Origin of the sequence: Methylibium sp. (assembly GCF_031393925.1) — a bacterium.
In the GTDB taxonomy this organism is placed as follows: domain Bacteria; phylum Pseudomonadota; class Gammaproteobacteria; order Burkholderiales; family Burkholderiaceae_C; genus Methylibium.
In genome coordinates, this window is the sequence record NZ_JANMWL010000294.1 from 1 (window position 1) to 1,690 (window position 1,690).

Annotated in this window: 3 protein-coding genes; all 3 read left to right on the forward strand. The window is 68.3% G+C overall.

Annotation, left to right across the window (positions count from 1 at the left end):
- The coding region (locus RMO12_RS15305) for a BON domain-containing protein (protein WP_309639927.1) at nt 1-327 on the forward strand (327 nt) is incomplete at its 5' end.
- A gap of 66 nt (nt 328-393) precedes the next feature.
- Nucleotides 394-636, forward strand: coding sequence for a hypothetical protein (locus RMO12_RS15310; protein ID WP_309639928.1), 243 nt, complete (start codon nt 394-396; stop codon nt 634-636).
- 36 nt (nt 637-672) lie between these two features.
- Nucleotides 673-1,617 (forward strand): diacylglycerol kinase family protein, encoded by a 945-nt coding sequence (locus tag RMO12_RS15315; RefSeq protein ID WP_309639929.1) that lies wholly within the window; start codon nt 673-675, stop codon nt 1,615-1,617.
- The last annotated feature ends 73 nt before the right edge of the window (nt 1,618-1,690 follow it).

Below are 1,690 nucleotides of genomic sequence, written 5' to 3' on the forward strand. Positions count from 1 at the left end.
GCGTCGGTCGAGCGCAGTGCCGAGCGCGCCGCTGACAGCACGCGCGAAGCGGCCAGGGACACTGCGAATGCCACCAAGGACGCTGCCAAGGTGATGGGCGAAAAGGTGGCCGACGCCGTTATCACGACCTCGATCAATGCCGAGCTCGCCAAGGACACTGCGCTCAGCGCTCTGAAGATCAACGTCGACACGCGCGATGGCAAGGTGATGCTGCGCGGCACGGCACCCGACGCCACGGCACGCGATCGCGCCACGAAACTCGCCAGCGGCGTCAAGGGCGTGACCAGCGTAGACAACCAGCTCACGGTCGCAGCCGCGAAGAGCTGATCCGCCCGGTCACATCAACAGCGTGGGCACTGCGGTGCCCGCGCCCGCGTCAGAGGAGTAGCAACCATGGATGCCCCCGCCAAGCTCGCCGTGACCACCTCACTCGATCTGCACTATGAGATCCGTTTCCAGTCGCTCTTCAATGAGGGCCGGGCTTTGACATTCCCGTGCGACGCCGCAGGCCACGTCGAAATGGACGCTCTCAGCGAGCGGGCCCGCAACAACTACCTCTACGCACGCGCGGTCGTCGGCCTCGAGTACGCCACGCCGGCCGTCGGCCCGAGCCTCGATTGCACTGAGTTGCGCTGAGCAAGACCGACCGTCCTGGAGTCGCCGCGCCGGCCCATGACGCCTCCCGACCTTGGCGAGAACGCGCCTCTCTTCATCGTTCTGAACGCCGGCTCCGGCCATGACGACGCGGCCCTGACGCGCCAGAGCATCGAAGCGGTGCTCGACGCAACGGGCCGCCGCTATCTTTTGTTCCAGGCCGACCCTCCTTCGGGTTTGCAGGCGCTCGCGCAGCAGGCGGTGGAATGCGCCAGGGCCGAGCGCGGCGTGGTGGTCGCCGCGGGTGGCGACGGCACGCTCAACACCGTGGCCCAGGCAGTGCTTGGCAGTGGCTGCGCCTTTGGCGTGTTGCCGCAGGGCACCTTCAATTACTTCGGCCGCAACCACGGCATTCCCTCCGACACCGCCGCGGCCACTCGGCTGTTGCTGAGCGCGCGTGCGCAGCCGGTGCAGGTGGGGCTCGTCAACGCGAGCCTGGGCCTGTACCCGCAGTTGCTGGAGGATCGCGAGGCCTGGAAGCAGCAGTACGGGCGCCATCGGCTGGTGGCCTTCGGCTCGGCGCTCGCGACCTTGCTGCGCGAACACCGGCAGTTGCGCATCCGCGTCGAACGGGCAGGCAAGGCGCATGTCGTGCGCACGCCCACGCTCTTTGTCGCCAACAATCGGCTGCAGCTCGAGCAGATCGGCATCGAAGAAACCGAGGCGCTCGCCAGCGGCCGGCTGGCGGCGGTGATGCCGCGGCCGGTGGACACCCTGACGATGCTCGGTCTGGTGGTGCGCGGAGCACTCGGCAGGCTGGGCGAGGCCGAGCAGATCGATCACTTTAGATTCACGCAGATGACCGTCACGCCAGCGCCTGCCTTCGGGGGCTACGGAGGACAGCGACTCAAGATCGCCACCGATGGCGAGGTGGGCTGGCTACGCGCGCCGATCGAGTTTCGCGTCGCCCCCGAGCCGCTGTGGCTGCTCAAGCCCGACGGCGCGCGCGGCGAACAGGCGTGATGCCTTCGCTGCTGCAGGTGTCCGACCCCCACTTCGGCACCGAGCAAGCGCCCGTGCTCGAGGCGCTGGTGGC

What these genes read in the sequence shown, in the direction of transcription:
- RMO12_RS15310 (WP_309639928.1), top strand. Translation starts at nt 394, where the DNA reads ATGGATGCCCCCGCCAAGCTCGCCGTGACCACCTCACTCGATCTGCAC.
- RMO12_RS15315 (WP_309639929.1), top strand. Translation starts at nt 673, where the DNA reads ATGACGCCTCCCGACCTTGGCGAGAACGCGCCTCTCTTCATCGTTCTG.